The 23720-nt window shown below is 54.8% G+C and carries 22 protein-coding genes; 16 read left to right on the top strand and 6 right to left on the bottom strand.

Annotated features, from left to right (window positions below):
• Both ACN0UH_RS17700 and ACN0UH_RS17705 read left to right on the top strand, forming a co-directional pair.
• A partial coding sequence (locus ACN0UH_RS17700; protein WP_417663294.1) for an integrase core domain-containing protein occupies positions 1 to 249 on the top strand: 249 nt, incomplete at its 5' end.
• Between the two features lie 155 nt (positions 250 to 404).
• Positions 405 to 1709: an MFS transporter gene (locus ACN0UH_RS17705; protein WP_417663295.1), complete on the top strand. Its 1305-nt coding sequence runs from the start codon at positions 405 to 407 to the stop codon at positions 1707 to 1709.
• Here the strand turns inward: ACN0UH_RS17705 and ACN0UH_RS17710 are convergent.
• Positions 1702 to 1911: a hypothetical protein gene (locus ACN0UH_RS17710; protein WP_417663296.1), complete on the bottom strand. Its 210-nt coding sequence runs from the start codon at positions 1909 to 1911 to the stop codon at positions 1702 to 1704. The genes ACN0UH_RS17705 and ACN0UH_RS17710 overlap by 8 nt on opposite strands.
• Before the next feature lie 473 nt (positions 1912 to 2384).
• On the opposite strand from ACN0UH_RS17710, the gene ACN0UH_RS17715 reads away from it, so the two are divergent.
• The 4 genes from ACN0UH_RS17715 to ACN0UH_RS17730 all read left to right on the top strand — a co-directional run bounded on the left by ACN0UH_RS17715 (position 2385) and on the right by ACN0UH_RS17730 (position 7722).
• Positions 2385 to 3425 (top strand): GlxA family transcriptional regulator, encoded by a 1041-nt coding sequence (locus ACN0UH_RS17715; RefSeq protein ID WP_417663297.1) that lies wholly within the window; start codon positions 2385 to 2387, stop codon positions 3423 to 3425.
• Positions 3426 to 3926: 501 nt separating this feature from the next.
• Positions 3927 to 4490 (top strand): (2Fe-2S)-binding protein, encoded by a 564-nt coding sequence (locus ACN0UH_RS17720; RefSeq protein ID WP_417663344.1) that lies wholly within the window; start codon positions 3927 to 3929, stop codon positions 4488 to 4490.
• The gene (locus ACN0UH_RS17725; RefSeq protein ID WP_417663298.1) at positions 4490 to 5485 is read left to right on the top strand and encodes an FAD binding domain-containing protein; all 996 of its coding nucleotides are present in this window, start codon (positions 4490 to 4492) and stop codon (positions 5483 to 5485) included. Before ACN0UH_RS17720 ends, ACN0UH_RS17725 begins: the two co-directional genes overlap by 1 nt.
• On the top strand, positions 5482 to 7722 hold the full coding sequence (locus ACN0UH_RS17730; RefSeq protein ID WP_417663299.1) for a xanthine dehydrogenase family protein molybdopterin-binding subunit: 2241 nt from the start codon (positions 5482 to 5484) through the stop codon (positions 7720 to 7722). Before ACN0UH_RS17725 ends, ACN0UH_RS17730 begins: the two co-directional genes overlap by 4 nt.
• Before the next feature lie 90 nt (positions 7723 to 7812).
• Here ACN0UH_RS17730 and ACN0UH_RS17735 read toward each other — a convergent pair whose 3' ends face one another.
• Positions 7813 to 8556 (bottom strand): MauE/DoxX family redox-associated membrane protein, encoded by a 744-nt coding sequence (locus tag ACN0UH_RS17735; protein ID WP_417663300.1) that lies wholly within the window; start codon positions 8554 to 8556, stop codon positions 7813 to 7815.
• 192 nt (positions 8557 to 8748) lie between these two features.
• Positions 8749 to 9663, bottom strand: coding sequence for a LysR family transcriptional regulator (locus ACN0UH_RS17740; protein ID WP_417663301.1), 915 nt, complete (start codon positions 9661 to 9663; stop codon positions 8749 to 8751).
• A gap of 169 nt (positions 9664 to 9832) precedes the next feature.
• Here ACN0UH_RS17740 and ACN0UH_RS17745 point away from each other — a divergent pair, with 169 nt between their 5' ends.
• Entirely contained in the window at positions 9833 to 11191 is a 1359-nt protein-coding gene (locus tag ACN0UH_RS17745) for a solute carrier family 23 protein (protein ID WP_417663302.1), read from the top strand.
• Positions 11166 to 11855 (top strand): response regulator, encoded by a 690-nt coding sequence (locus tag ACN0UH_RS17750; RefSeq protein ID WP_339515233.1) that lies wholly within the window; start codon positions 11166 to 11168, stop codon positions 11853 to 11855. The genes ACN0UH_RS17745 and ACN0UH_RS17750 overlap by 26 nt, the downstream gene beginning before the upstream one ends.
• Positions 11856 to 11883: 28 nt before the next feature.
• Here ACN0UH_RS17750 and ACN0UH_RS17755 read toward each other — a convergent pair whose 3' ends face one another.
• From ACN0UH_RS17755 to ACN0UH_RS17765, 3 genes are all read right to left on the bottom strand, one after another.
• Complete coding sequence (locus ACN0UH_RS17755) at positions 11884 to 13065, bottom strand: M20 aminoacylase family protein (RefSeq protein WP_417663303.1); 1182 nt, start codon at positions 13063 to 13065, stop codon at positions 11884 to 11886.
• The gene (locus ACN0UH_RS17760; protein ID WP_417663304.1) at positions 13065 to 14357 is read right to left on the bottom strand and encodes an MFS transporter; all 1293 of its coding nucleotides are present in this window, start codon (positions 14355 to 14357) and stop codon (positions 13065 to 13067) included. The genes ACN0UH_RS17755 and ACN0UH_RS17760 overlap by 1 nt, the downstream gene beginning before the upstream one ends.
• Positions 14358 to 14677: 320 nt before the next feature.
• A complete protein-coding gene (locus ACN0UH_RS17765) occupies positions 14678 to 15583 on the bottom strand; it encodes a LysR family transcriptional regulator (RefSeq protein WP_339515227.1) in 906 nt (301 codons plus the stop codon).
• 394 nt (positions 15584 to 15977) lie between these two features.
• Between ACN0UH_RS17765 and ACN0UH_RS17770 the strand changes: the two genes are divergently transcribed.
• From ACN0UH_RS17770 to ACN0UH_RS17805, 8 genes are all read left to right on the top strand, one after another.
• A complete protein-coding gene (locus ACN0UH_RS17770; protein ID WP_417663305.1) occupies positions 15978 to 16874 on the top strand; it encodes a LysR family transcriptional regulator in 897 nt (298 codons plus the stop codon).
• A gap of 3 nt (positions 16875 to 16877) precedes the next feature.
• Entirely contained in the window at positions 16878 to 17780 is a 903-nt protein-coding gene (locus tag ACN0UH_RS17775) for a LysR family transcriptional regulator (protein WP_417663306.1), read from the top strand.
• Between the two features lie 163 nt (positions 17781 to 17943).
• Entirely contained in the window at positions 17944 to 18573 is a 630-nt protein-coding gene (locus tag ACN0UH_RS17780; protein ID WP_339515221.1) for a glutathione S-transferase, read from the top strand.
• 51 nt (positions 18574 to 18624) lie between these two features.
• Complete coding sequence (locus ACN0UH_RS17785; RefSeq protein ID WP_417663307.1) at positions 18625 to 20679, top strand: pyridoxamine 5'-phosphate oxidase family protein; 2055 nt, start codon at positions 18625 to 18627, stop codon at positions 20677 to 20679.
• Positions 20680 to 20730: 51 nt separating this feature from the next.
• The gene (locus tag ACN0UH_RS17790) at positions 20731 to 21207 is read left to right on the top strand and encodes a DUF1348 family protein (protein WP_417663308.1); all 477 of its coding nucleotides are present in this window, start codon (positions 20731 to 20733) and stop codon (positions 21205 to 21207) included.
• A gap of 150 nt (positions 21208 to 21357) precedes the next feature.
• Positions 21358 to 21936 carry a lecithin retinol acyltransferase family protein gene (locus ACN0UH_RS17795; protein ID WP_339515216.1) on the top strand — a complete coding sequence of 193 codons (579 nt, stop codon included), beginning with the start codon at positions 21358 to 21360 and terminating at the stop codon, positions 21934 to 21936.
• 160 nt (positions 21937 to 22096) lie between these two features.
• Positions 22097 to 23083 (top strand): alpha/beta hydrolase, encoded by a 987-nt coding sequence (locus ACN0UH_RS17800; RefSeq protein ID WP_417663345.1) that lies wholly within the window; start codon positions 22097 to 22099, stop codon positions 23081 to 23083.
• Between the two features lie 212 nt (positions 23084 to 23295).
• Positions 23296 to 23679, top strand: a complete 384-nt coding sequence (locus tag ACN0UH_RS17805) for a hypothetical protein (RefSeq protein ID WP_417663309.1) — start codon at positions 23296 to 23298, stop codon at positions 23677 to 23679.
• Positions 23680 to 23720 lie beyond the last annotated feature (41 nt).

The following is a 23720-nucleotide window of genomic DNA, read 5'->3' on the forward strand; positions in this document are numbered from 1 at the left end:
TACCGCATCAGCCAGAGCATGAGTCGCCGGGGCAATTGCTACGATAACTCGCCGATGGAGCGTGTATTTCGAAGCTTGAAAACCGAGTGGATACCTTCAGTGGGTTATATGTCGGTTCAGCAGGCGCAACGGGACATCAGCCATTACTTGATGCATCGCTACAACTGGATACGGCCTCATTTATTCAATGGCGGGCTAGCGCCCGCTCAGGCTGAGCAGAAACTTAACGTCGTGTCCGGGATTAGTTGACCACTACAGGTTGCCCCTGTTCAGGCCCTAAAGCTTTAGCTTAAGCGTCGTGTATGGATAGTTTTTTGGCGAAAGGAGTACCCCTGTTCAAAAGATGCGATGGGTATTTTGAAAATTGACCTTCATAACCTAACAACAAGCAAAAAAGGGAATCCATGACCAGCCACGAGCAGATAACAGACGCACGATCTGTAGATATCGCGACCTTAAAGAAGGTAATCGCAGCCTCTGCAATCGGGAACTTTGTCGAGTGGTTTGACTTCGCGGTCTATGGCTTTCTCGCTGTCACCATAGCCAGTTTGTTCTTTCCTGAAGGCAACGCAGCATTAGCATTACTGCAAACATTTGCTGTTTTTGCGGTGTCCTTTGCGTTACGTCCACTCGGAGGCATTTTCTTCGGAACCTTGGGTGACAAAATAGGCAGAAAGCGTGTTTTAGCAATTACAGTTCTTATGATGGCTGGCGCGACAGCGATGATTGGCCTATTGCCGACTTATGCAGCCATAGGCATATATGCGCCACTGCTTTTAGCACTCGCAAGGTGTGCGCAAGGTTTTTCCGCAGGTGGGGAGTATGCGGGTGCATGCGCTTACGTTATTGAACATGCGCCGGTAGAGCAAAAGGCTCGGTACGGGAGTTTTATTCCAGTTTCCACCTTCATAGCGTTCGCCTTGGCTGCAGCATTGGTTTACGGCCTTAATTTTTTCGTCTCAGAGCCTGATATGAACCAGTGGGGATGGCGTATCCCGTTCTTGATCGCAGCGCCATTAGGGTTAATTGGTTTATACATGCGCTTGCATCTGGATGAGTCACCCGCGTTTGTAGCATTAAAAGCACAGCCTGTAGCAGAGCATTCACCCCTCAAAAACACCTTTAAGAATCATTGGCGGACTATTACTTGCCTCATGGCTTTTATTTCCGCTACAGCGCTTTCTTTCTATATGTTCACTACCTACTTAAGCACTTACATGCAAGTCGTAGGGGGAGCCAGTCGTCCCACCGCGTTGCTGGCTGTATTTTCTGCTCTCATCTTTGCCGCTTGCCTGTGCCCATTTGTTGGTCGCTACTCAGATTATGTCGGGCGCAGAAAAACGATCATGACCGCCTGCGGGTGTCTTATCGCCGCTGTGTATCCAGCGTTTGTGATGGCGGCTTCCGGACAGTTGATTTACTTAATCCTAGGCGCCTCACTGCTTGCAGTCGGGGCGGTGATATGCGGCGTGGTAACAGCAGTTCTTTTGTCCGAGCAATTTCCAACCCAAGTCAGATATACCGCATCAGCCTTCACATACAACATGGCCTACACGGTGTTCGGTGGAACGGCGCCCCTGGTTGCGACATGGCTGATTGCAGAGACGGGCAACCAAATGTCACCTGCCTATTATTTAATCGTTATTGCCCTGCTGGCCCTTATCGGAGGCCTCGCACTGCCTGAGACCTCAAAAAAACCACTCAATTAATAGTCCGGCACAGGTTGCGCAGGTGTGTATGAGTCTCACTGACGCCAGGATTTAAGCCGTGCGCCTTGGCGTGATGGTCTACTGAAACCGCGAACGCGTTGAAGACATGCGCAAAGCTGGCCTCACTACGGCCAATTGCACCCTGAAGACGACTGTTGTGGCCAGTCTTCAGGTTTTCCTGGGGCAAAGTACTCGCTGCCATCAGCCACAACGCCTCCCTCACACATATCGTTTCCTGCCTTAAGGCAACCTCTTGAAAACGCAGGAATGCCAAAGCAAGCTCTTTTCTACGCGACGGATCGCCATGCGCAGCTGATTACAAACGCCCCCGAGCCTGGGTAGGCAAAGAGCACCAGCGCCACGGTTTATTCCCAAAACTGGGCAAGCCAAGATTTGTCGAGCATCTGGCGCTCTCTGTGCAGCGAAAAATGTCCGTTACAAAGCGAAAAAGTGGGGATAAGGTGCACTCTCAGTGCCCCGTTGCATTGTCTCTGGGTAAGGTGCGTAGGTAGTCGGAGCGGGTCTACACCTCAGGGCGACTCAAACCTCGCCACTGCAGGTCGATCTGGGCAGTGGTTGCACCGCTATTTTCACCCGAGCTACAGATCAATATGGTTATCCGCACCATGAATATCGCTCCGGCCAAGCTATACGCAATTAATGAGTAGCAAAATAATGAGATCGTCGTTCGAGAGCGTCCTGAAAGATAAAAACCGTTTGCACCTCAATCGCTTGATATATGACGAGCGAGAGAAGGCTGTGCAGCACGTTGCATTTTTGTTGCTCGACAATTTCTCGATGATGGCGTTCACCGGCGCAGTCGATGCGCTTGTCACGGCGAATTTGATGAGCACGGCGCCACTTTATGAAATATTGGTGGTTGGGACTCAAGACCTGATTGTCAGCGACCTGGGCATCTCAATTTCAGTCGATTGCAACCTAGCTGATTTAGATGAACGCCAACAAAGTCTCATCTTGGTTTGCGGTGGTTTCCGTGTGGCATTAAAGGCGCAACAGATTATCAGAACCAAATTACGCTCAGCCGACTCGGCCGGGGCAACCCTTGGCGGCTTGTGGAATGGTTCGTATTTTATTGCTGAGGCAGGTCTCTTGGATGGATACGACTGCGCCTTCCACCCCGACAGCAGGGCCATGATGGCTGAGCTGTTCCCTAAAGTTCAGCTTTCAAAACACTCATTTGTATTAGATCGCAACCGAATAGGCTGCGCAGGCGCTAACAGCTCGTTAGACATGATGCTCGAGTTCGTCAAGCTTGGGCATGGTGACAGCTTGGTTCATGCCGTAGAGGAAGTACTCAGCTGCGATAAAACCAAAGAAACCCTGGATATTTCGGCGCTAACGCTAGACAACAACCTGACCTTGCCACAGCCGCTCAAACTGGCTCTGGAGTTGATGCACAATAATATAGAGGAACCCCTGACGATTGATGAAATCGTCGCTCATGTAAGCATGTCCAGGCGTCAACTTGAGCGCCTGTTCTGTCGCCATGTCAATGTTACACCACCCCGTTATTACCTTGAGCTGCGCTTAACCCATGCTCGTCAGCTGCTCCAACAGACCAACAGGTCGCTAGCTGATATCGCTGTGGCCAGCGGATTTATCAGCATTTCCCATTTCCGCCGGTGCTTCCGTGAGTTTTTTGATATTTCCCCAGGACGTTTTCGTACCGAGGTGCCCAAAACACGGGGTCTATAAGGGTTACTGCCGATAAATTCTCGGATAACCCCAGGGCTACAACCCCATTATCCTGGCGGCCTTCATAGCCTTGCGACCCGCGCGTATCAACGCACCCTATGTTTGGGTACCCTATAAACGGTTAATTGAACCCTTCCCCCTTACCCCCCCGGTATGCATCCAGAGCCATTTTGCCGAAATAGGCAATAACTCGCTCTGATTGAGCAAGTGTGAACACTCGTCGATAGATAAGCTCATATAAAGACGTGGAGCAGCTTTGTGCGCGGTTCAAGCGTGAATAAATAAAAACAAGCGCGATGCAGTGAGGGCTGAACGGTCCCGATCCAACTGCTCGTATGCCATGCCGCTCCGTGATGTGCAGCGTTACAACCGATGAGGACCGAAGTAATGACTGATCCGACTGAAAGCAATATTCACGACTCAGACAGCACCGGCCAATTGTTCAAGGAACTGACGACGCCCTCGCGGCGTAACTTTCTGCGTACTATCGGTATTTCCGGCATGGCCGTTGCCACCGCACCTATGTGGGCGCAGGCCGCACAGCTTGAAGCACCCGTCGACGACAGTGATAAGCCATTGGCAAAGGGCGAGTTGCGTATCTCGCTTAAAGTGAATGGGCAGTTACATGCCCTCAACATTCCTGGCAACGCGGTGCTGCTGGACGTATTGCGCGATCGGCTGCAATTGACCGGCACCAAAAAGGGTTGTGATCACGGCCAGTGCGGGGCTTGTACTTTGCACGTTAACGGGCAGCCCATGAACAGTTGTCTTTCCTTGGCCGCGATGCATGAGGGTGATGAAATCACCACCATCGAGGGGCTGGAGCAAAACGGACAACTGCACCCCATTCAAGAAGCCTTTTGGGCACACGACGCGTTTCAGTGCGGCTACTGCACTTCAGGCCAGATGATGACCGCTGCGGCGATCATCAAAGACCCGAACATTGGAGCCGACGACGCCAGCGTCCGCGAAGCCATGAGTGGCAATATCTGCCGCTGCGGCGCTTACAAGAACATTCTGGCAGCGGTGCAAGATGCCCGCGGCAAACTGCAAGGAGCCAGCTGATGAGAACCTTGGAGTATATCCGCGCGAGCAGTACCGAGCAGGCCATTGCCACTCACTCACGCAGCGACGCTACGGCCTTTCTTGCGGGCGGCACCACACTGCTGGACCTGGTCAAACTCGACATCATGCAGCCTGACCAAGTGGTTGATGTACATAATTTGGCGCTGAACCAGATCGAAACCTTGAGCGATGGCCGCACCCGGATTGGCGCCATGGTCAGTAATACGCAACTGGCCAATCACCCGCGAATCAAAAGTGAATACGCGGTGTTGTCGCAGGCACTACTTTCCGGGGCAACCACCCAACTGCGCAACAAGGCAACCACTGCCGGTAATGTGATGCAGCGGGTGCGCTGCAATTATTTTCGCGATGGTGTCTCTGCCTGCAATAAACGTAATCCCGGTTCGGGCTGTGCGGCCATCGAGGGCCACAACCGCAGCGTGCATGCAGTGTTGGGCACCAGCGATCAATGCATTGCCACACATCCCTCGGACATGTGTGTGGCCATGGCTGCAATTGGCGCCAGTGTTGAAGTGCAAGGCCCGTCCGGCAAGCGCGAAATCAATTTCCTGGATTTCCATCTATTGCCCGCAAGCACGCCGTGGAAGGAGCATGCACTCAAGCCGGATGAGCTGATCACGCATGTCACCTTGGACGCACCGCTGACGAATAATCAGTCCGCTTATCTAAAGCTGCGTGACCGCAGCTCATACCAGTTCGCTCTGGCATCCAGCGCGGTGATTTTGGTCATGGATGGCAAGATTATCCGCGAAGCGCGTATTGCCATGGGTGGCCTGGGTACAAAACCATGGCGGGCGCTCGAAGCAGAACGCGCGTTGCAAGGTGTGACAGCGAGCCCGGAAGCCTTCGCCAAGGCCGCCGCTATTGCCCTGCAAGATGCAGTGCCTTATTCGCACAACGCCTACAAGATCCCACTGGGACGGCAGGCCATTGTGCGCAACCTCATGACACTTGGCACAGGAGCGTTGGCATGAGCGAATCAATCATGGGTGCATCGCCACGACGCGTCGAGGGGCGCTTGAAGGTCACCGGCCAGGCCATGTATACCGCGGACCAGCATCCGCAAGGAATGGTCTTCGCATATGGCGTGTTCAGTAGCGTTGCCAGCGGCTCGATCAAATCACTCGATATCGAGACCGCACGGCGCTCTGCCGGGGTGATCGAAATTCTTCACCATGGCAACTTTCCCCAAGCGTTCCACTCGCCGCCAGCGCAGTTCTCCCTCGAAAAAGTACTGACTTCCACACGTATTGACGAGAAGCGTTTGCCGTTCGAAGACGAGGTCATTCGTTACGCAGGGCAATTCGTTGCTCTGATTATTGCTGACACCTTCGAACATGCCCGCGAGGCCGCTTACAAAGTTAAGGTCAGCTACACCGACAGCCGCGCATTGGCCAATCTCAAACAAGGCTTGCAGCAAGGCTCGCCTGATGACAGCGGCCGAGGACATAAGCGCGGCAATCCCGCCGAAGCGTTCGACGCAGGTGTACAAACGATTGATGCGACATACACCACGCCAGTTGAAACCCATAACCCAATGGAAATGCACGCCACCGTCGCGCTATGGAAGAACAACAAGCTGGTGGTGTATGAATCCACCCAGTCGGTGGTTGTGCACCGCAATACCCTTGCCCAGATTTTTGGTTTGCCGACCGAACGCGTGGAGGTTAGAGCGCCTTTTATTGGCTCAGGCTTTGGCGCAAAGCTTTGGGTTTGGCCCCACTCGGTGGCTGCATGTGCCGCTGCAAAGGTGGTTGGCCGCCCCGTACAGTTGGTTGTGCCGCGGGCTCAAATGTTCACTGCCGTCGGGCATCGCCCCGAAACCCAGCAACGCATGCGCTTGGCGGCCGATGCCCAAGGCAAGCTGGTTTCACTGCGACATGAGTCGGTGAACACTCGGGGGATGGGCGATCCGTATGTTGAGAATTGCGCTGGTATGAGTGCCAGCCTTTACTCATGTGCCAATGTCGAAACCAGCCACGCCACAGTGCCGGTCAACCGTGGGGCGCCGACGTCGATGCGCGCACCGGGGGCGGCGCCGGGCTTGTTTGCCTTGGAGTCTGCGATTGATGAGTTGGCCGAAAAATGTCAGTTGGACCCTCTCGCGTTCCGCCAACTCAATTGGGCTGAGCACAATGAGGAGGAAAAGCTGCCTTGGTCCGGTAATCATTTGCGCGAAGCCTTGGCCGAAGGAGCCAAGCGGTTTGGCTGGGATAAGCGCAATCCAAAAACTGGCAGCATGCGTGAAGGTCATGAAGTCATAGGTTACGGCATGGCGCAGTGTAATTGGGAGGCATTGCGAACACCTTCCAAGGCGCGTGTATCCTTGAAGTCCGACGGCAGCGCCGAAGCCTTTTGCGGCGTCCAGGATATCGGTACTGGAACCTATACCGTAATCGCGCAATGTGTCAGCGACCTCACGGGCTTGCCATTGAACAAAATCGTCGTGCACTTGGGCGATTCGACTTTTCCTCCGGGCCCTGTTTCTGGCGGCTCCTGGGTTACAGCCAGCGTATTGCCCGCGGTGGCTGAGGCTACCCGCGCAGCGCTTACGCAACTTAAAGACTTTGCCGTATCTAGCGATGGCGGGTTTGCCGACGTCAAGCCGGATGCAATCAAAGTCAGTAACGGCAAATTGGAAAGTGGCACCACAAGCATCGCCTTTGCTGATGTTCTCAAGCGTTTGAAATTCGCCAGTGCCGAGGGCGAAGGTCACACGGGAATGGCTGATACCGAGAAGCACGCGTTCGGCTCCTTTGGCGCGCACTTCGTTGAGGTGCGTTGGGATCCGGGTATTTCGCGGTTGCGGGTTTCGCGGGTGGTCAGCGCAATCGATGTCGGCAAAGTCATTAATGCCAAGACCTCGCTCAATCAGGTCGAGGGGGCAATTGTCATGGCCATCGGTATGGCGCTGTTCGAAAGCACCGATTACGACGAGCGCAACGCCATGCCAGTGAACAATAACTACGCCGAATATGTGGTGCCGGTGCATGCCGACCAACCGGAGATCGAGGTAGTTCTGCTCGACTATCCTGACTACAACCTCAATGAGTTTGGCGCTCGCGGAATCGGTGAAATCGGAATAACCGGACTTGCCGCAGCGGTGGCGAACGCTGTCTACCATGCGACCGGTAAACGAGTGCGCGACCTGCCCATCAGTCTTGAGAAACTGATGAGTGACGAAACGCTCCAAGGCACAGCCATTTCCTGACGGCGTGGCTCAAGCGAAGATGCCCTGGCTACAGGGCATCTTCGCGCCAAGGATAAAATAATCGAGGTGTGTTTCCGGTTCAGATCCTGGCTAGTGGACGATCAACATCCATAGCCCCATGCCGACCATCATCAGGTTCTCCGTCAAGGATACAAACCCCAGCGGAACGTTGCTGTCGCCGCCTACACAGGCACATTTCAGCTCGCGTTTTTCAACATACACCGCCTTGAACACCGAATAGGCGCCGATACTGCCGATAAAGATTGCCAGCGGAGCGGATAGCCAAATCAGTGAGCCGGAGATCATCAGCACGCCTGCGATCAGCTCACCGAAGGGATATGCATAGGCATACCGAACCACCCGGCGCGCCAATAAGTCATAGCCCAGAAACATAGTGGAAAAGCTCTCAAGGTCGCGCAGCTTGAGCGAAGCCAGCATGCACATACTGAACGCCACGAACCACTCGACCGCTTGTACTCTGAGCACGTTATCAAACGCCAACCAACTGGCTGCCAAGGCCATCAAGGCAGCGGTGGCGAACACCGCGATCACTGGTTGGTAGGTTACTTTTTCCGGGTCTTTTACCGGTTTACCGAGATGCTTTTTTAAATCATCAAAACCGCCAATTCGGTGGCCGTTGATAAATATCTGCGGTGTGGTCTTTACCGAGTATTTATCCATAAATGCATCGGTTTGTTCTCGCGTGCGAAGCCAGTTGTCTTCAACCTCGAAACCTTCTCTTTTGAGAAGATCGAGCGCTTTGAGCCCAAATGGACAGACGTGCTGCTCCATGACCATTCGATAAATCGTTGCGTGCTTATGAGTGTTACTCATGCGCGAACCTCTTGCCGCCTGGAAGCTTGTCGCATGCATCGCGGCTGGTGGATGAGCAAACACCAGCACGCGCATGATGCTAAAAAGCCGGTGGGTGTACAAAAATGTGAGAGTTATGACATGGCAAAGTTCAGTGTTTAGCCGAAGACTGGCCACAGAGCTGGCAGCGGTTGCCCTCTCATCATCAGCGCACTACAGCGTCGTTGACTGGCCGTTGCGATCCAGCTCGAACACTTTGCTTTGCATCAGGCGCTGTTTAAGCCAGCGCTCGGCTTTACCGCGACGTAGCTGACGCGGCCATACCAGATCGACACCCACCAACCAGTCAGTGTGCGGGTAAGCGCTCAGTTGTAACTCGACCAACTCGCCATTATTCAATTCACGCAAGATAAGCTGGCGCGGCAAGGTGGCCCAACCCAATCCGGCGCGCACCATTTCCATCACCGCCATGTAGCTTTCGGCCTGCCACATCTGTGTGGAGCGCAGGTATTCCGTGCTCGGTAGTTTGTCAACGTGGGCACTGAATGCCAGCCGACGATGGGCATGCAGCTCGGCAAAACTGACTTGCTTGTGCTGGGCCAACGGGTGATCCCGGTGGGTGACATGCACCATGATCAATTTGCCCAACTGCATAAACTCAAGTTCACGGGGATAGTCAGGCTGCGAGAATGCCACGCCCAGCGCGGCCTCGCCCTTGAGCAATATCTGGCGAGCATCGCCATCCACAGGATGACGGACGATCAGGTCGACCGAGGGAAACTGCTGCTCGAATTCAACGAGAACCGGCATTAGCGTGTTGTACGGCACCTCAATGGCCAGCGTCAGGCAGGGCTCAACATCTTCGGCCATACCGTCGGCGTGGCTTTCCAGCGCCAGGCAACGCTCGATCACCGCTTCAGCCTGCAGCAGCAGTTTCTGGCCGGCGGGCGTCAGGCTCGGAATGCGGCTTGAACGATCAAACAAGGCGACACCCAGATCGGTTTCCAGATTGGCTATCGCCGCGCTGATCGTCGACTGTGTTCGCCCCATTTTGCGCGCCGCAGCAGAGAATGAACCCGCTTGCACGACGAGGCTGAAAACCTGTAGCTGGTCCAGTGAAAAACGCATCGTATTGCCTAACTCATCCATCGGTTTTAACGATGGTTATTCATTTGTTCCATCGAGATCAAGCGAGGAATACTCAACTTCGCCAGCACAGAGTCACTAATTGGTCGAAGAACCAGTAGCGTGCCCGGCCCTTATAAAAATAAAGCTGCCCTCTTCAGGAGACACGCTAATGAAACCCACACAAGTCCATCCGGTTGATGAGGTTCTGCCCATCCGCCAATTATTCACCTTTGGTTTGCAACATGTTCTGGTTATGTATGCAGGCGCCGTGGCCGTTCCATTGATTCTGGGTAGCGCATTGGGGCTTACCTCGGCGCAAGTCATATTGCTGATCAACGCCAACTTGCTGACTTCAGGTGTGGCGACTTTGATCCAGACTATTGGCTTCTGGAAATTTGGTGCCCGCTTACCGTTGATCCAAGGTTGCTCATTTATTGCGCTGGCCCCGATGATCATGATTGGCAAGGAGTTCGGTCTTAGTCAGATATTCGGTGCCGTCATCGCCGCTGGCGCGATCACCATTGCCCTCGCACCAATTTTCAGCCGCCTGCTGCGCTTTTTTCCGCCGGTTGTCATTGGCAGCCTGATCACCATCATAGGTATCTCTCTGATGCCCGCTGCAGCTATCTGGTTGGGCGGTGGTAATCCAGGAGCCGATGACTTTGGCTCGCCTGCCAACCTGTTGCTTGGGCTGGTCACGGTCTCAATCACACTGGTGGTTTACGCTAAGTTTTCCGGGTTTATCGGCAATCTCAGCGTGCTCATCGGTCTTATTTTGGGCAGCTTGGTCGCAGCGGCCTTCGGCATGACCAACTTCAGCCGAATAGGCGAGGCGGCATGGTTCGAGCTGAGCCCGCCGATGGCTTTTGGCGCACCGGAATTCTCGCTGATGCCTATTCTGATCATGACTCTGGCAATGCTGGTGATCATGGCTGAAACCACCGGTAACTGCCTGGCCATCGGCAAGCTGACTGGCAAACCGACCACCCAACAGACGCTGGCCGGTGCCTTCCGCGCCGACGGTTTGCTACATCCGGACCTGATTTTCATGGACCTGTCGATGCCGCAGATGGATGGCTGGGAAACCAGCCGCCTGATCCGCCGCAATGCGCTGTCGCAGGCGCCGATCATCGTACTTTCAGCCAACGCGTTTGCCGACGACCGCGAGCGCAGCGTGACCAGTGTCTGTAACGATTATCTGGCCAAGCCGGTGCATACGCCGCAGCTACTTGAGCGAATCCAGAAACAACTGGATCTGCAGTGGCTTCATCGCGCCAGCAGCCCGGTTGCCCCCCTAATCAAGCCGCCGCGCTTACCGGCAGCCTGCGATCTGGAGGCATTGCATGAGCTGGCAGCACTCGGCTATATCCGCGGCCTGCAGGAAAAATTCGACGATATTGACCGCCAGTCACCTGACTTCATCGGGTTCACCGCGCCCTTGCGGCTGTTGGTGAAAAACTTCCGGCTCGACGAACTTACCCGCCAACTCAAGGAGGCCGACCATGAACGCGCTGACATCACCCCATGAACCTATGGCCGCCACACGCGGTGTAATCCTGATTGTTGATGACACCCCAGATAATCTGGCCCTGCTTTCTGATGCGCTGGATGACGCAGGCTACATGGTGCTGGTGGCGCTCGATGGCCTCAGCGCGCTGTCGCGTATTCAACGCCGCCGCCCGGACCTGATTCTGCTCGATGCCATGATGCCCGGCCTCGATGGATTCGAAACCTGCCGGCGGATAAAAGCCGAAGCACAGACAGCGGATATCCCGGTGCTGTTCATGACCGCGCTGACCGATAGCGAGCATGTGATCGAGGGGTTTGCAGCAGGCGGGATCGACTACGTCACCAAACCGATTCACCCCGAACAAGTTATCGCCCGCGTCGCCTCACACCTGCGTACTGCGCAAATCCTCAAGTCTGCCCGGGAGGCGGCGGCGCCGCGCGATATCAGCCTGAGCAATGAGACCGCTTATGAAACCCTGTCTGCGCGGTTTTCCCTGACCGAGCGCGAAGTCGAGGTACTCAGTTGGGTCGCCTGCGGCAAGACCAACCGTGACATCGGCGATATTCTTGGACTGTCGCCGCGCACGGTGAACAAACATCTGGAACACGTCTACGTCAAACTTGGTGTAGAAACGCGCACGGCGGCGGCCGCAGTGGCGATTTCAGCCAATGTGGGACGCTAGACAGTCCAAAGCTCAGGTTCCCAAATAGCTACGCCAGATAGTGCTCGGCTAGCTTGACCCAGCACTGCGCACCAAGCTCGATCAGCTCATCGTTAAAATCATAATGCGGGTTGTGTACCGAGCAGCCATGGAACTCGCCGGTGCCGTTACCCAGCATGAAGTAACAGCCCGGACGCTCTTCCAGCATGTAGGCAAAGTCTTCGGTGCCCATGACTTTCTTCGGCATCTTCGATAGCAGTTGCCCTTGCGCGAAAAGCGGGCTGAGGCTCTGGCGCAGGATTTCGGTTTCCCGCTCATGGTTAACCAGTGCAGGCGCCAGTTGGACCATGCTCAGGTCAATCTTTACGCCAAAGGTCTGCTCATGGCCTTTGACGATTTCAGTCAGGCGATTATTGATTTTCTGCTGGGTTTCAGTGGTGTCCGTGCGCACGCTGATCAGCATCGAGGCTTCGTCTGGAATGATGTTGTAGACCGTACCCGCCTGCACCGAACCGACGCTGATCACCGCATATTCTTCAACTGCCAGCACCCGCGACTTGATGGTCTGGATGGCATTAATCAAACTCGCCAATACCGGCACGGGGTCGACAGTCAGTTCAGGCATCGCCCCATGACCACCCTTGCCGGTGATTTTGATCTTGACCCGCTCGGACGAAGCCATGGTCGGCCCGGCCTGCACCACGCAGGTTCCTACAGGGATACCGGGCATATTGTGCAAGGCAAATACGGCATCGCACGGAAAACGCTCGAACAGGCCATCGTCGATCATGGCTTTGGCCCCTGCAAGGCCTTCTTCGTCGGGCTGAAAGATCAGGTTAAGAGTGCCGTTGAACTGGCGCGTTTGCGCGATTTGAGCAGCGGCGGCTAGCAGGATTGCAGTATGCCCATCATGACCGCAGGCATGCATGCGCCCCGGCACACGACTAGCGTGGGCGAACTGGTTTTTCTCATCCATGGGCAATGCATCCATGTCGGCACGAATGCCCAGCGTGCGACTGCTATCACCGTTACGCAGCACGCCAACCAAACCATGGCCGCCGACATCCCGATGCACTTCGTAGCCCCAGCCCTCAAGCATCTCAGCAACCATCGCAGCGGTGTGAGGCGTGTCGCCACCGAGTTCAGGGGCGGCGTGGATTTGGCGGCGGATATCGACAAAAGATGCAATGTCTGGCGTCGCAGACGTCTTGTGCAGGGCATGCATATTCATTACTCGCGTCCTTTATGTTCTGGGTAGTATTTGAGGCAAATCAGGCTGATGACACCACCAACTACAAGGTAGAACGCCGGTGCCATTGGGCTGTCAAAAGCAGCCGTCAGGGATGCAGCAATCAGTGGTGAGAAACCACCGAACAAGGTCACCCCAAAGCTGTAGCTGACCGAGGTGCCAAGGGCTCGATTCACCTTGGAAAACCCCTCCATAATCAGCGAGAAAAATGCGCCAGCACCCACACAACTAGGTAATACCAAAGCGGCAACCACCAGCATGGCCACATAAAGTTGGGTGGTATGACCAAGCACATAAAAAGCCGGAACCACCAACACCACGGGCAGCGCAACTGTCCAGCCCAGCAGCGATTTACGCAGTTGATAACGATCGGCGAAGCGCCCGGCCAGCGGCGTGATAATCGCCATGCAGCCGCCTGCCAAGCAGCCGATAGCCATGGCACTGCTCTGCGGATAGTTCAAGGCAGTGATCAAGTAGGTCGGCATATAGAATACGAACAAGTACATGCCAATTGTTGCGCTGGCCATCAGGCCGATACCCAAGGCTATACGCCGCCACAAGGATGCGAAACTATCAGCCGCTTTCGCCGGGGCCTGATCATCATGTGTCTCAGGTAACCGGGTGCGGATGTACCAGCCGACCGGACCGATCAACAAGCCAAAGATAAAGGGAATGCGCCAGCCCCAGCTCTCCAACGCCGAAGGCTCCAATAGTTGGCTCAGGGTAAAACCGAAACCTGCGCCGACCAAAGCAGCATAGCCTTGGCTGGCCGCTTGCCAACTGACCATGTGACAACGTCGAGAGGTGTGGGCAGACTCCATCAGAAATACCGACGCGGTGCCGATTTCACCCCCAGCCGATATGCCCTGAATCAAACGCCCGCAGACCAGAATCACGGTGGCAAAAATCCCAATCTGTTGGTAGGTCGGCGAAAAAGCGATCATCGCCGTGCCTAGGGTCATCAGGCCGATGGTCAGGCTCAAGGCCGACTTGCGTCCTCTGCGATCAGCAAACCTGCCAATCAACACCGCACCGACCGGGCGCATCAGAAACCCAACACCAAATGTTGTAAGCGACAACAATAATGAAGCGACTGCCGACTCGGACGGAAAGAAGTGCTTGCCGATTAATACCGCAAAGAAGCTGTAGATCGTGAAGTCATACATCTCCAGCGCGTTACCGAGCGAGCATGCAATCACTGCTTTGCGCTCGCGCTGGCGTGCCGGAGCTGCCGTGCTGTCGCCCCCCGTGACTGATAGTGTTTGCGCTTGCATAAGTGCCTATCCCCATCACCGTAGTTGTTGTGAAACCACTATCTGGCAAACGGAAAAACAATACACATGCACATTCAGCAAGGGATTAGCTGTTGGTTAACTTGCTCAGCCTGAAAGGCTCTAGCTTGCTGCATTGCGGCGCACAATAGACGCGAGATGAGGCCGGCGCCCCAAGTTGGCTCAAGGTTCAACAGGCTCACGCCGCTAAATCAGTTTCCATCCTTCACATTACCCAACTGCCAATGGGTCATAAAAACCCAGCCCACGGGTGCCCGGCACAATTCAATTAACTGTTCGGCATAACATAAGCAAATAAACAATTACGTCGTGGCGAACAATCGCGCATTCAACTCATTGAATAACTCTTCAGCGGGTGCGGTGAGGCTATGACGGTCAATGCACACCAGATTGATTGGGTAGTCCGGAATCAGTTCCTGAATCTCCACCAGCGCCAAGTCTTCGCCCTGTGGATAACGCTTGAAATCTCTGACTGCCACTTCGCTGATGGTCATCAGCGAGTCAGTCTGCTTGAGCAGGTTCAGCGCCAGCATGATCGATGTGCACTCAATTGCGCTTTGCGGACGACGCACATCGTTGATTTCGAACAATTGGTGAAACTGCGAAGCGGGCTCGTCCAGTTCGTCCAGGCTGATCCAGTTGGCGTACTGCAAAGAGCGCAAAGAACGCGAGAATTTGTGCTCATTACTTTTATGGCAAACCACCAGCCCCTTGATGCTACCCAAGGCCTCCCAGTCCAGATTCAGGCGACTGAGCGGTTGCTGTGAGGTGATGGCGAAATCCAGCGATCCATCGCGCAAGCGCTGCAAAATCTGATTGGGCCGCAGGTCAGTGATACTGATGGTCAAGCGCGGAAATTTACGGCGTATCGCCAGAATGGCTTCATCCATACCGTCGAGCATCGCGGTCAGGGAGGTCACCCCGATCGCAACCTGTCCCACCGTCGAATCTTGAATATGCGCAGCATCGATTTGAAGCCGCCGAATACTCTCCACCACCAGATTGGCGTGTCGAATAACCCGCCGCCCTTCTTCGGTCAGCGACATCCCCTTGTAGGAACGTTGCAACAGGTTGAAACCCAGCTCGCGCTCCAGCTCTTTGATCGAGCGGCTCAGGGCGGGCTGGGTGATATGCATGACCTTGGACGCCTCCTGGATACTGCCAGACTGATGAATCGCGACCAGCGCCCTGAGTTGATGCAGCTTCATCCTGTCCAACCCCCCACCTAAACCAGCGCAGGAATTAACCATAGGCGCAGTCCAAAAGTAAACGACTATAAGTACAGGTCTTTTATCATCCAACTATTACCTTTGGATATTTGAATAGCCTGCTTGAATATTTAAAAGTGATTAGATTGCTTACACGCAAATCGGCAGGCCTTACTCTGAAGTGTTTTAACTTCTGCTTGCTATATACAAGCAGGGCCACTCAAAAAGAGCAGCCCTGCTTGGTCATGACCTGGATTTTATGAATACCCGCGCTGCCGAAGGACTGATCAAACACCTAGCTTGCGGCGAGTCAGATCGATCCTGCCGTCAAGAGCTAGTCTGAGAGCTTAACTTAACTTATAGATGGCGGTGATTGTTGGACAGGTTTCAGGAGATGAAGGTGCTGCTGGCCGTGGCTGAGGCAGAAAGCTTTGCCGGTGCAGCCAAGCTGATAGGAATATCGCCGCCGAGCGTCACCCGAGTGATTGCCGGGCTAGAAACTCGTCTCGGCACGCTGTTATTGGCGCGAAGCACACGGAGCCTGCGCTTAACCGAAGCCGGGCGACGCTATGTCGACGATTGCAAACGCATCCTGCTCGAACTGGAGGAAGCGGAGGAATTGGCGGCAGGCAGCAGTAATCGAGCACGGGGCGACTTGGCCGTGACCGCATCAGTAATGTTCGGCGAACTGTATCTGATCCCACTGATCACCGCGTATCTGCAGCAGCATCCACAGGTAACCATCAATGCCCTATTGGTGGATCGTCTGGTAAATGTGGTTGAGGAAGGCATGGATGTCGCCATCCGTATCGGCCAATTACCGGATACCAGCCTTCAGGTGGTGAAGGTGGGACAGATCCGTCCCGTGGTCTGCGCGGCTCCTAGCTTTTTAAATCGCATCGGCAGACCGACGGAGCCCAAAGAGGTGCTAAGGATGCCAGTTGTCATGTCTTCCGCAAGTAACCTGCTGACCAATTGGCATTTCAAGGTTGGAAAAAGCGTTGTCACCTTGCACCCCCATGCACGTTTGGTTGTCAGCTCTAACCAGGCGGCGATCAATGCCGCACGCATGGGCTGGGGCCTGACGCGGGTACTGTCTTACCAAGTTGCCGAGTTGGTAGCAAAAGGTGAACTGGAAATTGTTCTCGATGAGTTCGAAACAACTGCACTGCCAGTACACATTGTTTATCAAGGCGGTGGCCGGGTACCGGCCAAAGTACGCACGTTCGTTGACTATTGCGCGAGCCAGTTTCTCGCCGATCCAACGCTGCAACCCGTGACGCAGGGATAGTAAATGAGCCGCTATCGCGAACTGCAGGCGTTTGATGCCGTAGTGAAAACTGGCAGTCTTGCTGGCGCTGCACGGCAGCTGCAATTGTCACCCGCAACCATCATGCGTGCGATCACCGCGCTAGAGACACGCCTGAGTAACACCCTGCTGATCCGCGGCGCCCGGGGCGTCAACCTGAGCCCGGCAGCAGAGCAGTTCGCAATTAGTTGCCAGCACATATTGCAGCAGACCGATGCGGCCGAGCATTCTGCTGCGGGTTTGCACGCCCGTCCTGCCGGGCAATTGACGGTTGCGCTTCCGCTGCTGATGGCGCCGCATATATTCACCCCGATTGCCCTCGCCTACTTAGACGAGTTTACCGACATGCAGCTAGTCACCCTGTCCCGCGAAGATGTACCCAAACTCCTTGAGGAAGGTATTGATATCGCCTTGGTCGTTGGTCAACTGCCGGACTCTTCCAGCTTCGCCATGCCAGTGGGCAAGGTGAAACCAATGGTTTGCGGCTCACCCGGCTACCTTGCAAAGTGGGGACAACCGCAAACGCCCGCCGATCTCAAAAGCCACCGGACCATTGTAACGACCGCCCTCGGCTACGAGTCAGAATGGCGCTTTTGCTGTGAAGGGGCCAACCGGCAAGTGAAACTTGCGCCAGTGCTTAGATGCACGACCCAGCACGCTGCCATTCAAGCCGCAACGCTTGGTCTCGGGCTGGTCCGCTGCATGAGTTATGAAGTCCATGATGAATTGCAGAAAGGCCTGTTAGTCCCGCTACTGACGGGCTTCGCCGTCGACGCGGTACCTGTGCAGTTGATCTACCGAAATGGCCGTCGCGCCGAGGCTCGCGTCCGTACTTTTATCGATTTTGCAACGCCGCGGCTTCGTGCACATCACGCACTGCTTGAGTGAAATACTGGGCAGCCCATTCTTTCAAAAAACAAAATTATGCATTGCTTCTGATGGGGCTTCTGCTTCGCCAAACATGGGCGCAGTATCACCCCTCCAGCGCATTTACCACTGTCTTGGTTTGTCTCAGCGCTGATTTAAACAAATCAACTGCGGAGTCGAAACCATGTCCACTGACGCCATAAAACTCTATCGTCATCCATTATCCGGCCACGCCCATCGCGTTGAGCTGCTGCTCTCCTTGCTGAAACTTCCAACTGAGTTGGTCTTCGTTGACCTTGCCAACGGCGCGCACAAAAAAGCCGAGTTCCTGGCCATCAACCCCTTCGGTCAAGTTCCAGTTATTGATGACAACGGCACGGTTATCAGTGACTCCAACTCGATCCTGATCTATCTCGCGCAAAAATACGGCAGCGGCAGCTGGAAAACCGAAACCCCACTGGCAGCTGCGCATATTCAGCGTTGGCTTTCTGTGGCCGCCGGCCAAGTTGCCTTTGGCCCTGCTGCCGCACGCCTGATCACAGTATTCGGCGCGGCATTCAATGCAGATGAAGTCATCGGCCGCTCACATGCCTTGCTCAAACTGATGGACAGTGAGCTAAGTGACCGTTCGTTCTTGGTCGGCGACCAACCCACCATTGCCGATGTTGCCAACTACAGTTACATCGCCCATGCACCTGAAGGCAACGTGTCGCTGGAGGCTTACCCGAATGTACGGGCTTGGCTTGCGCGGGTTGAGGCGCTTCCGGGATTCGTGCCGATGCAGCGTACCGCTGTAGGCCTACAGGCAAGCTGAGTTCGGATCAGGCTGCGGGCATTGCCGCAGCCATTTCAAGGAGTGCTCTGCATGGAACATCTTCCCAAGCACCGTCGATCACCTTGGCATGCCGGTGAGAAAATACTCCAGAATCTGTTCAACGCTTCTGATCGGATGGAGGCAGTTGGGCAAAAGGTTATTCGCCCCTATATGCCCGACCAGCATCGGGAGTTCTTCCAACAACTGCCCTTTATGGTGGTCGGTAGCATAGACGCACAGATGCGCCCTTGGGCGACCTTTCTGGAAGGGGCTGAAGGTTTCGTCAACTCACCGGACCCGGAACATCTGGTACTGGATGCACTGCTCGACAGCCAGGATCCCGCCACAGCCGGCATGCAAGCGGGTCAGGCCATCGGCATGCTGGGTATCGAGCTGCACACTCGGCGGCGCAACCGCATCAATGGAGTTATCCAGCAGGCCTCGACAAATCGGCTTGAGGTCGCGGTCGAGCACTCCTTCGGCAACTGTCCAAAGTATATTCAGCAGAGATCCTACACTCGCTTGTCTGAGCCACCAGGCAAGGGCCCGCGTCTCGACGCTTCGGCGCTGGACGAACAGACCAGCAAAATGATCCGCGACGCCGACACTTTTTTCATTGCCAGTTACTTCACCCATGACGACCAGAGCTGCTCCGTTGACGTCTCCCACCGTGGTGGCCGCGCCGGTTTCGTCAAGGTCGAAGGCAACCGGCTGAGCATCCCTGACTACGCTGGCAACCTGCACTTCAACACTCTTGGCAACTTGCAGGCCAACGGTTTGGCCGGACTGCTGTTCGTCGATTTCACAACCGGTGACATGCTGCAACTTACCGGGCGTACAGAACTGATACTCGACAGTCCGACAATCAAGGCATTCGAGGGCGCCGAGCGGATCTGGACATTTGATGTTGAGCAGGTGGTGATGCGCCCCAAAGCCTTGTCGATTCGCTGGGCATTTAATGACTATGCCCCGACCAGCCTGATGACTGGAACCTGGGAGCAGGCTGATGAGCGCGTGCGTCAGAACGAACAGCGTCGACAATGGCATCAATGGCGAGTGACAGGGATACACCAAGAGAGCAAAGACATTCGCTCGCTCTACCTTGAACCACTGGACGGTGCGCAGGTTGCCTTCTCCCCGGGCCAGCACTTGCCGATGCGTATTCCTGGCGCAGGCCAGGATGCACTTGTGCGTACCTATAGCCTTTCCAGTGCACCATCAGACGGACAGCTGCGCATTAGCGTCAAGCTGCAAGGCAAAGCCTCGCAGCATCTTCACCACCGGGTAAAGGTTGGCGACCTGCTCGAAGCACGCAAACCACTGGGCAACTTTACCCTCTGCGACGAAACAACAAGACCCGTTGTCTTGATTGGGGCGGGAGTGGGCATCACACCGCTGATTTCCATGGCCAGAGAGCTGGTGGCGCAAAATCACTTGCAGCAAAACGTGCGCCCTGTTCACCTGTTCCAAAGTGCCAGGAGCCTTGAGGACCTGCCATTTCAGGCAGAACTCAAAGACCTGCATCAACGCTCAGCCGGACAACTGCATATCCACCGGACATTGAGTAATCCCGGCCCAGACACAGTGCTAGACCACCATTACCAAGTGGCCGGCCGTCTCGGGTTTGCTCAGATCAAGGCACGGTTACCGCTGGATGACTATGATTTTTATCTGTGCGGCCCAGCAGGTTTTATCCAAGACATTTACGATGGTCTGCGTGGCGTCAATATCCCAGACCGGCGCATTCACGCCGAAGCCTTTGGCCCCTCGGCCCTGCGCCGGTTTGAGCTGGAACAATCATCGGCGCTGGAACAACCACCTGCAGCAAGCGGTCCGGTACCGGTCTATTTTTCATCATCCGCCACCCAGGCACGCTGGAAGCCAGACAGCGGTAGTCTTTTGGAGTTAGCGGAAAGCCGTGGGCTCAACCCTGAATTCAGCTGTCGTGGCGGCTCTTGCGGCACCTGCAGCACGCGCTTGATCAGTGGTCAGGTGCATTACCCAAATCCGCCAGCGCAATTGCCAGAGGACAATACCGTGCTGATCTGCTGCGCCATACCTGCACAAGCAGCAGAAGGGACTATGCCCTTGGTTCTTGACCTCTGAGCAACGAATCACAACCCGCCACCCTGCATCAACCAAACAGGAGCAATCGTTATGTCTACCTCAGAAGTTCGCCAGCCTGTGCCGCCCTTTACTCGGGAAACAGCCATCCTCAAAGTGCGACTAGCAGAAGACGGATGGAACAGCCGCGATGCAGCAAAAGTCGCCCTCGCCTACACACCGGATACCAAGTGGCGAAACCGTGCTGAATTTGCCAACAGCCGCGCCGAAGCTGAAGCTTTTCTGCAACGCAAATGGAGCAAGGAGCTGGACTACCGCTTGATCAAGGAACTGTGGGCATTTACCGAGAACCGAATCGCCGTACGCTATGCCTACGAGTGGCATGACGACTCCGGCAACTGGTTCCGCTCCTACGGCAATGAGAACTGGGAGTTTGCTGAAAACGGCCTTATGGCGCATCGTTTTGCGTGCATCAACGACCTGCCCATTAAAGAGTCAGATAGAAAATTTCGCTGGCCATTAGGCCGCCGCCCAGATGACCACCCCGGCCTCTCCGATCTCGGTTTATAAGCTCAGAGCCAGTCGAGGCATCTACAACTGGCTCGATACCTAGGTATAAAAACCGCATATTAATGAGTGAGCTGAACTAAGCCTGAGTGCAAATGAAACCCCACAGCCCCGGCGATAGATTGATCGCCAAGGGTTGTGGAGGATTTCATCGTGGGCAAGCTTGGCGCTGATCTGCTGGACACCATGACAGAGCTTCGCTCGACGATGCTTGTCTGCTTAAGGCTAAGCACTGCAAGCGTCGTCAGCCAGTTCAACCGCGTGAAACCCAAGGCTCAATCAACCAACGAGTTAGCCAGTCTGCAGTTCGATTTTGTCAGCATTGGCCAGGATATAAGCGGCCTGCCTTTAGGCGCGCACTTAATCAGTCCGCGTCGTTTTTATATGCATCACGGGATATATATGGGTGACGGCGAAGTTGCTCACTATTCCGGCTTTAGCCGCTCGTTCAAAGCGGGCCCAATTGAAACCACAGACCTGCAACACTTTGCGCACGGCAAGCCTGTCTGGCGACTTAAAGAGCCGCGTAAATTTTCCAGTGACGAAGTCGTCAATCGCGCCCGGTCAAGAATCGGCGAGAACCAATACAGATTGCTCTCCAATAACTGTGAGCACTTTTGCAGTTGGTGCATCAGCGGCAAAAACCACAGCGCACAAATCAATGCCTATCTGCATTGTCCACGCTACTTGCTGTGTTTGATTTCAGCGCTTGACCCTTGCCTTACAGCTTAGAGGTTGGAAAGGCAGGTGTTTTTGACCCATCAACAAATATGCTTCCGGACACGTTGGTGGAAAATATTGTCGCGCGACCATTTTTTTCACATCACTGAACGTCATCACTTTAGTATTGCCCGCATGGCATTTGCTCATGCATGACGCATCAGGACAAATGATGGATCTCAATCAAACAAGCAAAACACCTTGGCCAACGGACGACAAGTCATTGGCGCAAGTGCGTGCTTTCAACAAAAAACTCGCTTGGCTACCACGCTTTAAAATCCGCAACCGTCTAACGCCTAGGCTGATTCAGGCGCTGTTGCGCACCAGCCAAATACTGGCGCGCGACAAGCTGCGCAAGCATGGGCTTAGCGCGCAAACCAAGACGCTCGGAGTGGGAGGCGTTTCGGTACCTGTTCGAATCATCAGGCCACAGGGTCAGGCGCAAGGGGTTGTGCTGGATATCCATGGCGGCGGATGGGTAATCGGCAATGCACAAATGAACGATGCCTTCAACGCTGCCATGGTCAAGGAGTGCCAGGTTGCGGTGGTATCTGTCGATTATCGACTGGCGTTATCAACACCAATTGAGGGTTTGATCGAAGACTGCCTGAGTGCTGCGCGCTGGTTACTTGATGACGACTGTGCAGAGTTCGCCAACCTGCCCGTCATTTTGGTCGGTGAGTCGGCCGGAGGCCATCTTGCAGCTGCTACCTTGCTGGCGTTAAAGCAATGGCCCGAACTGCTTCAACGGGTCAGCGGGGCACTGCTGTATTACGGTGTCTACGACTTAACCGGGACCACGAGCGTGCGCTCAGCGCCTCGTGAAACATTGCTTCTGCATGGCCCCGGCATGGTTGAGGCGTTGCGCATGTTGACGCCTGGCTTGAGTGACTTGCAACGCCGCCAGCCACCCTTGTCACCGCTGTATGGCGACTTTACCGACTTCCCACCAGCACTGATGTTTGCAGGCGAACTCGACCCTCTTCGAGATGACACACTGTGCTTAGCCGAACGCTGGAAACAAGCGGCGCCGGTTGAAGTACAGATGCTGCCTGAATCGCCCCATGGGTTTATCCACTTTCCGACTGCATTTGCTAATAGCGTACTCGCCTACAGCCATGATTGGATAAAAGCGCGAATCAAAGCGACGGCTCGCTAACCCCTGTCCGCAGCGACGCTGCAAGCGATTTCCAAAGTCTGACCAAGAACAGTAAACGGCCAATAACGCCTGTATTAACACCCAAGTCATGAGCATTTTTTCCAATAACAGTTATTGATCATATCGACTGGCCAGGGCATCTGCCCCGTTCGAGAATCTGTCCTAAGGCAGCAATGCCCCCCGTCAGTAAACAGGGTACGAGGACAGCTAAAATGACAAAGTCAAACTCTGTGGCAAAACTCCAGATAACACAGCGCGCCGCAGCCTTGGTGCTAGCTGCAGTGGCTAGCTTGAGCGGTTGCGCACAAAACGCCGATACCCGGCTCAGTTGGGAGCGGCGTAATACGCTGCAAGACTTGAATCGTTTCGCCTACCTGGATTGTGTAAGCAAACGGGTAAATTCAAGCACCAGCACAATCAGGTTCGACCAGTCCTCTGGACAGTTGCTTATCGGCAGCAGTGATCCACAGCAGGCAAGCGGAATAGTCAATGTCAGCGAGCACGATGGCAACATGCAGTTCAGCGTCTACCAAGCTCACGCCTGGCAGACCAAAGGGGATCTGGTCAACGCAGCAACTGTCTGCGCCCATGGTTAGCACGAGATAAAGCGCCCACGGCTCGGTGGGCGCTCGGCTGT

The organism is Pseudomonas sp., from assembly GCF_048265905.1.
GTDB lineage: Bacteria > Pseudomonadota > Gammaproteobacteria > Pseudomonadales > Pseudomonadaceae > Aquipseudomonas.

Excerpts from the sequence above, each read along its gene's own strand:
- ACN0UH_RS17705 (WP_417663295.1), top strand. The coding sequence starts at position 405 with ATGACCAGCCACGAGCAGATAACAGACGCACGATCTGTAGATATCGCG.
- ACN0UH_RS17710 (WP_417663296.1), bottom strand. The coding sequence starts at position 1,911 with ATGGCAGCGAGTACTTTGCCCCAGGAAAACCTGAAGACTGGCCACAAC.
- ACN0UH_RS17715 (WP_417663297.1), top strand. The coding sequence starts at position 2,385 with ATGAGATCGTCGTTCGAGAGCGTCCTGAAAGATAAAAACCGTTTGCAC.
- ACN0UH_RS17720 (WP_417663344.1), top strand. The coding sequence starts at position 3,927 with ATGGCCGTTGCCACCGCACCTATGTGGGCGCAGGCCGCACAGCTTGAA.
- ACN0UH_RS17725 (WP_417663298.1), top strand. The coding sequence starts at position 4,490 with ATGAGAACCTTGGAGTATATCCGCGCGAGCAGTACCGAGCAGGCCATT.
- ACN0UH_RS17730 (WP_417663299.1), top strand. The coding sequence starts at position 5,482 with ATGAGCGAATCAATCATGGGTGCATCGCCACGACGCGTCGAGGGGCGC.
- ACN0UH_RS17735 (WP_417663300.1), bottom strand. The coding sequence starts at position 8,556 with ATGAGTAACACTCATAAGCACGCAACGATTTATCGAATGGTCATGGAG.
- ACN0UH_RS17740 (WP_417663301.1), bottom strand. The coding sequence starts at position 9,663 with ATGCGTTTTTCACTGGACCAGCTACAGGTTTTCAGCCTCGTCGTGCAA.
- ACN0UH_RS17745 (WP_417663302.1), top strand. The coding sequence starts at position 9,833 with ATGAAACCCACACAAGTCCATCCGGTTGATGAGGTTCTGCCCATCCGC.
- ACN0UH_RS17750 (WP_339515233.1), top strand. The coding sequence starts at position 11,166 with ATGAACGCGCTGACATCACCCCATGAACCTATGGCCGCCACACGCGGT.
- ACN0UH_RS17755 (WP_417663303.1), bottom strand. The coding sequence starts at position 13,065 with ATGAATATGCATGCCCTGCACAAGACGTCTGCGACGCCAGACATTGCA.
- ACN0UH_RS17760 (WP_417663304.1), bottom strand. The coding sequence starts at position 14,357 with ATGCAAGCGCAAACACTATCAGTCACGGGGGGCGACAGCACGGCAGCT.
- ACN0UH_RS17765 (WP_339515227.1), bottom strand. The coding sequence starts at position 15,583 with ATGAAGCTGCATCAACTCAGGGCGCTGGTCGCGATTCATCAGTCTGGC.
- ACN0UH_RS17770 (WP_417663305.1), top strand. The coding sequence starts at position 15,978 with ATGAAGGTGCTGCTGGCCGTGGCTGAGGCAGAAAGCTTTGCCGGTGCA.
- ACN0UH_RS17775 (WP_417663306.1), top strand. The coding sequence starts at position 16,878 with ATGAGCCGCTATCGCGAACTGCAGGCGTTTGATGCCGTAGTGAAAACT.
- ACN0UH_RS17780 (WP_339515221.1), top strand. The coding sequence starts at position 17,944 with ATGTCCACTGACGCCATAAAACTCTATCGTCATCCATTATCCGGCCAC.
- ACN0UH_RS17785 (WP_417663307.1), top strand. The coding sequence starts at position 18,625 with ATGGAACATCTTCCCAAGCACCGTCGATCACCTTGGCATGCCGGTGAG.
- ACN0UH_RS17790 (WP_417663308.1), top strand. The coding sequence starts at position 20,731 with ATGTCTACCTCAGAAGTTCGCCAGCCTGTGCCGCCCTTTACTCGGGAA.
- ACN0UH_RS17800 (WP_417663345.1), top strand. The coding sequence starts at position 22,097 with ATGGATCTCAATCAAACAAGCAAAACACCTTGGCCAACGGACGACAAG.
- ACN0UH_RS17805 (WP_417663309.1), top strand. The coding sequence starts at position 23,296 with ATGACAAAGTCAAACTCTGTGGCAAAACTCCAGATAACACAGCGCGCC.